The sequence below is a fragment of the Micromonospora sp. M51 genome, assembly GCF_018070305.1.
GTDB lineage: Bacteria > Actinomycetota > Actinomycetes > Mycobacteriales > Micromonosporaceae > Micromonospora > Micromonospora parva.
In genome coordinates this window covers 22,710-29,017 of sequence record NZ_JAGPXZ010000007.1, presented here as the reverse complement: position 1 = coordinate 29,017, position 6,308 = coordinate 22,710, and the positions used below count along the sequence as shown (strand labels likewise).

Below are 6,308 nucleotides of genomic sequence, written 5' to 3'. Positions count from 1 at the left end.
GGTGTACGCGACGACGAGCGTCCCCGGCTCGCTCGGCGACTGCGGGTCGTCCGGGTCCTCGCGGTGGCGTTGACCCGGCGCGGTGACCCGACCGAGGGCCACCAGCCGGGGCGGCGCGTCGACAAGCACCGCCACCTGGTCTCCCAGCCCCGGCCGGACGGCGTCGGTCAGCCCGGTCAACTCCAGCGTGTCGTGGTGCACGAGCCGCTCGGCGTCGTACCGCTCGGCGGGCAGCAGCACGGCCCAGGTGCCCACCCCGTCGGCGTTGCCGGCCGCACCGGCCCGGTACGCGGTCTCGGTCGTCATGTCTGCCATCTCATCACGCCGTCGGTGCGACGGTGACGTGACAGCCGACGATGTGATCGTCGACCATTCCGGTGGCCTGCATCAGTGCGTACGCGGTGGTGGGGCCGACGAACCGGAAGCCGCGCTTCTTGAGCGCCTTGGCCATCGCCGTCGACTCCGGGGTGATCGGTGCGAGCTCGGCGAACGAGGCCGGGCGGGCCGGGCGGGGCTCCGGCGCGAAGGACCAGAGCAGCGCGGACAAGCCCTCGGGCAGCTCCAGGGCGGCGCGGGCGTTGGCGATCGCCGCCTCGATCTTGGCTCGGTTGCGGACGATGCCGGCGTCGGCGAGCAGCCGGGTCACGTCGGCGTCGCCGGAGCCCGCGACGCTCGGGAGGTGGAACTCCTCGAAGGCCAGCCGGAAACCCCGACGCTTGCGCAGGATGGTCAGCCAGGACAACCCGGACTGGAACGCCTCCAGCGTCATCCGCTCGTAGAGCGCGTCGTCGCCGTGCAGCGGTCGCCCCCACTCGGTGTCGTGGTAGACGGCGTAGTCGGGGGTGCTCGACCCCCAGGCGCAGCGGGCCAGCCCATCAGCGCCGATCACCAGGTCAGTCACCTCGTACACGCTAGGGCATCGGTCCGACACCCCATTGCCACCGGCCGTCCGGCTGCCTATCGTGCTTGTTACCGACCGGTAGGTCGAGGTCACCCGACGGTGCGCCCCCGACCGGTGACGGCGAGCGGAGGCCACGGTGAAGGAATTCCCGGACATCATCGCCTGGTCGATCCCGGCCTTCGTGCTGCTCATCGTGCTGGAACGGGTCTCCTACCTGCTGCACCGCGACGACGACGAGGTCGGCTACGGCGGCGCCGACACCGCCACCAGCCTGACCATGGGGCTGGGCAGCCTCGTCGCCGACCTGCTCTGGAAGGTGCCGATCGCCGCCGCGTACGCGCTGCTCTACGCACTCACCCCGCTGCGGGTCGCCGAACTCTGGTGGACCTGGCCGCTGGTTCTGCTCGCGCAGGACTTCTGCTACTACTGGTCGCACCGCAGCCACCACGTGATCCGCATCCTCTGGGCCTCCCACGTGGTGCACCACTCGTCGCAGCGGTTCAACCTCTCCACCGCACTGCGCCAGCCGTGGACCGGCCTCACCAGCTGGGTGTTCTACCTGCCGCTGATCGTGGTCGGCGTCCACCCGGCCGTTGTCGCGTTCTGCGGCTCGGTCAACCTGCTCTACCAGTTCTGGATCCACACCGAACGGATCGACAAGATGCCGCGCTGGTACGAGGCGGTGTTCAACACCCCGTCGCACCACCGGGTGCACCACGCGTCACAGGGCAGCTACCTGGACCGCAACTTCGGCGGCATCCTCATCGTCTGGGACCGGCTCTTCGGGTCGTTCGCCCCGGAACGGGAGCGCTGCGTGTACGGCCTGACCAAGAACGTCGGCAGCTACAACCCGGTCCGGGTGGCCTTCCACGAGTACGCCTCGATCGCCCGCGACCTGCGCGCCGCGGCGAGCTGGCGGCAGCGCGCCGGGTATCTCTTCCGGGCACCGGGCTGGCAACCGGCACCGGGCCGCACAGTCAGGGCAGCCGGCCCTGCTCGACCAGACGGGCAAACCTCTTCAGTGCCTGGGTGAGGCCGAGCTTGGAGCCGGGCCAGAGCACCGGCCAGGCCAGTCGACCGGCCCGCCCGCCCGGCAGGTGGAACCACTCGTGCCAGACGACCTGGGTGCGGTCCCGGCCCAGCTGGGTGCAGCGCAGCACCCCCGGGCCACGCAGCAGCTGGCCGTGGTGCACCACGCCGATCTCGTACGGCTCGTCGACCCGGACCACCCGCATCTCGTCGCGCAACGTCGCCCGGCCGAGCGCGGTCACCGCCTCGATCCGGCTGCCCTCACGCCCGTCGCCCTCGACCACCCGGACCCGGGTGAACGGGATCCAGTCCGACTGCCGTTCCCAGGCGAGCAACGCGGCGAAGACCCGCTCCGCCGGGGCGTCCACGATCACCGTGGCGGTCACCTCGCCGGCACCCGGCTGGGCCGCCTCCCGAAGATCGTCAGCGCCCGCCGGGTCGGTCACGCCGACTCCGACCGAACCACCGCGTCGCGCTGCTCGGTGCCGTCGGCGGACGCGGGGTCGGTCTGCCCACGATCGGCCGACTCGTCGACGGCGGGCGCCACCCCGTCGGAGTCCGCCGCGGACGAGGTGGCGGCGGACACCGGGCCGGGGGCCGTCGAGCCGACCGGGGCCGAGCCGGCCTCGGCGGTCAGCGGCGCGTCCTTACCCGGCTCGGCGGTCTCACCGGGCTCGGCTGCCTCGGTCGGCTCTGCCGCGTCGGCGGTCGCCACCTTGCTGGTGGACTGTTCGCGGGCCTGGCGCAGCGCGTCCGCGTCGTCGGTGCGTCCCTCACGCAACGCGATGACCTCCGACTCCAGTACGCCGATCAGCTCGGATTTGTAACCGATGTCGTAGGCGGCACGGCGCATCGCCTGATCGACCTGGTCCATCCGGTACCCGCGCAGCCCGGTGTCGAAACGGACCGCCCCCACGTCGGATTCGCGTAACGGGCGGGTGCCGGGCAGCGCCACGGCCTGCGAATCCGGCTCGGCCGGCACCAGGCCGGGATCACGGCCGCTGACCAGCACCGTCACGCCGAAAATCACCGCCGCGACGGTCAACGCCACGACCAGGAGGAGCAGAAGCTGACCCATGTACAGATCGTGGCATGGCAGCCGGCCCGGAGCGACCCCGCCACCCGCCTAGATCACGATAGACGCCGCCGCCCGCCCGGAAACGCGCACGGGCGACCGACTAGCGTCGGGACCGGCCGACGCGGCGGCGACGGCGCGAACTTCCAGGAGGCGGGCATGGCCGGGGCGCTTCGGCTCGGTGGGCACACGTTCGCCCCCGGCGAGCTGGTGGTGATGGCGATCATCAACCGCACGCCGGACTCGTTCTTCGATCGAGGGGCCACCTACGCCGCCGACAGCGCGCTCCGCGCCGTGGAGCGGGCGGTGGACGAGGGTGCGGCCATCATCGACATCGGCGGGGTCAAGGCCGGCCCCGGCGCGGAGGTGGGCGTCGCCGAGGAGATCCGGCGCACGGTGGACACCATCGCCGCCGTCCGGGCCGCGTTTCCGCAGGTGGTCATCTCCATCGACACCTGGCGTGCCGAGGTGGCGACGGAGGCCGTGGCGGCCGGCGCCGACCTGCTCAACGACACCTGGTCGGGCGCCGACCCGGCCCTGGTGCGGGTGGCCGCGCGGACCGGCGCCGGCCTGGTCTGTTCGCACGCCGGCGGCCTGACGCCGCGGACCAGGCCGCACCGGGCCGCCTTCACCGACGTGGTCGCCGACGTGGTCGCGACGGTGACCGGGCTCGCCGAGCGCGCGGTGGCGGCAGGGGTACGCCCCGACGGCATTCTCATCGACCCGGCGCACGACTTCGGCAAGAACACCCGGCACTCGTTGGAGATCACCCGTCGGCTGGACGAGCTGACCGGGACCGACTGGCCGGTGCTGGTGGCGCTCTCCAACAAGGACTTCATCGGCGAGACGTTGGGGCTGCCGGTGGCCGAACGGTTGGAGGGGACGCTCGCCGCGACGGCGGTCTCGGCCTGGCTGGGCGCCCGGGTCTTCCGGGCCCATCAGGTCGGCCCGACCCGCCGGGTGCTGGACATGGTGGCCTCGATCCGGGGCGACCGGCCGCCCACCGCGACCCGCCGAGGGCTCGCCTGACCGGTTGTTGCCGTAACCGACCTCGTTCGGGCGGACGGGCCGACACGATCGCCGGAGGCCGGTGCGCTCAGGTCCAGCGCAGGATGTTCCTACGCCACGCGTAGAGGATGCCGAGCGCGAGCACCGCCACGAACACCGCCATCTCGACCACCGTCACCAGACCGAAGCCCGGCCGGTCGAAGACCACGGCCCAGGGGAAGAGGAACACCGCCTCGACCGCGAACAGCACGTACAGGTAGGCGTACACGTAGTAGCGGATCTGCATCTGCGCCCAGTCGGCGCCGACCGGATCGAGCCCGCACTCGTAGCTGGCCCGCTTGCCCGGCGGGTCGGCCGGACGCGTCGGGCGTAACACCCGGTTGGCGGAGAACGCCGTAACGAAGAAGAGGACGCTGGCGAGCAACAGCAGCCCGAGCGTCGCGTACGAGCCCAGGTATCCGGTCACAGTCGGCAGCCTACCGCCCGCCCCGGACGCGCTGTCCCCAACACGTTACGGATTTGTTTCCGGATGGGACTAGTGCACTGTGGCAACTGTTACCGAATATTGGACACCCCACCCACGGCACCGGAGGACAGATGGCCCGCGTGAAGGCACCGCCCGGCAAGCGGGCGGAGGGGCGGCGCCGCACGCCAGTGCTGGCGCTCGCGCTCGGCCTGTTCGCGGCGCTCGCCCTGGGACCTGCCGGCGCCAGTGCGGCCACACCGGACACGGAACCGGTCCTCAGCTCGGCCGGCCCGGTCAACGAGCCGGGAGACGGGCCCCCGACCACGCCGGCGCAGGAGCCCACCCCGACCGAGGATCCGGGCGGTGAACCGGGGCCGACCGAGCCGGCCCCGGAGACCACCGCGCCACCACCGGAGACGACGCCACCAGCACCGGTGACCACCGCACCGGAGGTCCCGCCGGTGCCGACCACCGTCGCACCCGCGCCGGGCGGCACCACCCGACCGCCCAGCCCGGCTCCCCCGGTGCCACCGACACCTGTGGCCCCGCCAACGCCGCCGGCTCCCGCGACACCCCCGGCTCCGCCGGTCCACCCGTCCGCGCCGGGTTCGGCGGCACCACCGCGGAGCCCGCTGGGCGTGCAGGTCACCACCGGTGACGTCACCCTCGGCGAGGCGTACTGGAACGCGGCGCGCACGGCGGCCACCCTGCAGGTCACCGTGCGGAACACGGGTACCACCACGCAACGGATCCGGCTGTCGTACACGCTGCCCGTCGGGCTGAGCGACGCCGGCACCAAGGGCTGCGTCGCCGCCGGTGGTGGCGCGTACCGCTGCGGGGCCTGGACGGCGGAGGCGGGCGTCCGGTTCAGCACGGTGCTGCGCCTGCGCGTCGCCGGCACGGCGTGGAAGCAGATGCCGCTCAGCGGCTCCGTCCGGGTCATCGCGGACGCACCGGGAGTCGCCGGCGAGGCGACCGACGACCAGGGCTTCGCGGTGCTCTTCCCACCCGGTCCGCCGGTGCCCGGGATCGCGCTCGCCGCCGACGAGGTGGCCTTCGACATCAGCGGCAGCCCCGGCACCCTCACGCTCCGGCTGGGCAACACCGGCACGGTGGACGCCGCCGGCCGGGTCGAGGTCGTCCTGCCGGCCGGGGTGACGGTGCCGACCCCGCCGTCCGGTTGTGTGGCGGTCGACCCGTCGCGTACCCGCTGTGACGCCGGGATGGTGCTGGCCGGCACGACCGCCGAGGTGCGGCTGCCGGTGGAGGCGACACCGCAGGCCCAGCGGGAGGCTCCGCTGTCCGGTGCCGTGATCGGTCAACTCGATCCCCGCAGCGGCCCGACCCGTCGGGTGCAGATGAGCTTCCGGATCACCGCGGCGGCCGCCCTGGCCACGCCGGTGGTCTCCCCTCCCGCACCGACCGGCTCGCAGGGCGTCCTGCCGGCCGGCGCCGCGAGCGGAGACGGCGGGTTGACCTCGGTGCAGCGCACCGCTGTCATCCTGATCGTGGTCTCCACGCTGTTGGTGGTGCTGGCCCTCACGCTGGCCATGACCTCGCTGCGCCGCCGGTTCGGCGGCCCGCCGCCCGAGCCCGCCACCAACCCCGCCGACTGATCGACGGACGACCCCGGCCCCGCCCGGCCGGGGTCATCGACGCGTCCGGGGGTGATCTGAATTACGGCGGGCGGGGCGTAATACCGCAAAGGCGGGCATTTTTCACCACCGTCTGGTCCCAGTCGGCGGACCTCCGGCGATAGTTAGGGCTCCCTTAGACGTAGGCTCTCAGGTGAGGAACGACAGCGGCCGGACCAGCCTGGGGCGGTGCGG

The 6,308-nt window shown here is 72.9% G+C and carries 7 protein-coding genes and 1 pseudogene; 3 read left to right on the top strand and 5 right to left on the bottom strand.

All coding sequences use genetic code 11. The features are described from left to right. Both KBX53_RS01105 and KBX53_RS01100 read right to left on the bottom strand, forming a co-directional pair. Positions 1-306, bottom strand: a pseudogene (locus tag KBX53_RS01105) (hypothetical protein); the annotation flags it as partial. Positions 307-319: 13 nt separating this feature from the next. Further along, the gene (locus KBX53_RS01100; RefSeq protein WP_210857513.1) at positions 320-901 is read right to left on the bottom strand and encodes a DNA-3-methyladenine glycosylase I; all 582 of its coding nucleotides are present in this window, start codon (positions 899-901) and stop codon (positions 320-322) included. A gap of 136 nt (positions 902-1,037) precedes the next feature. Here KBX53_RS01100 and KBX53_RS01095 point away from each other — a divergent pair, with 136 nt between their 5' ends. Next, positions 1,038-1,934: a sterol desaturase family protein gene (locus tag KBX53_RS01095; protein WP_036410865.1), complete on the top strand. Its 897-nt coding sequence runs from the start codon at positions 1,038-1,040 to the stop codon at positions 1,932-1,934. On the opposite strand, the gene KBX53_RS01090 is transcribed toward KBX53_RS01095, so the two are convergent. Both KBX53_RS01090 and KBX53_RS01085 read right to left on the bottom strand, forming a co-directional pair. Further along, complete coding sequence (locus tag KBX53_RS01090; RefSeq protein ID WP_030329252.1) at positions 1,879-2,376, bottom strand: SRPBCC family protein; 498 nt, start codon at positions 2,374-2,376, stop codon at positions 1,879-1,881. The two genes, KBX53_RS01095 and KBX53_RS01090, sit on opposite strands and share 56 nt — an antisense overlap. After that, positions 2,373-3,008 carry a DivIVA domain-containing protein gene (locus KBX53_RS01085; RefSeq protein ID WP_210857512.1) on the bottom strand — a complete coding sequence of 212 codons (636 nt, stop codon included), beginning with the start codon at positions 3,006-3,008 and terminating at the stop codon, positions 2,373-2,375. Before KBX53_RS01085 ends, KBX53_RS01090 begins: the two co-directional genes overlap by 4 nt. 156 nt (positions 3,009-3,164) lie before the next feature. Between KBX53_RS01085 and folP the strand changes: the two genes are divergently transcribed. Next, complete coding sequence (folP, locus tag KBX53_RS01080) at positions 3,165-4,034, top strand: dihydropteroate synthase (protein WP_030329255.1); 870 nt, start codon at positions 3,165-3,167, stop codon at positions 4,032-4,034. A 67-nt stretch (positions 4,035-4,101) separates the two neighbouring features. On the opposite strand, the gene ndhC is transcribed toward folP, so the two are convergent. Further along, complete coding sequence (gene ndhC / locus KBX53_RS01075) at positions 4,102-4,479, bottom strand: NADH-quinone oxidoreductase subunit A (RefSeq protein WP_030329256.1); 378 nt, start codon at positions 4,477-4,479, stop codon at positions 4,102-4,104. A 131-nt stretch (positions 4,480-4,610) separates the two neighbouring features. On the opposite strand from ndhC, the gene KBX53_RS01070 reads away from it, so the two are divergent. Further along, positions 4,611-6,095 (top strand): hypothetical protein, encoded by a 1,485-nt coding sequence (locus KBX53_RS01070; protein ID WP_210857511.1) that lies wholly within the window; start codon positions 4,611-4,613, stop codon positions 6,093-6,095. The last annotated feature ends 213 nt before the right edge of the window (positions 6,096-6,308 follow it).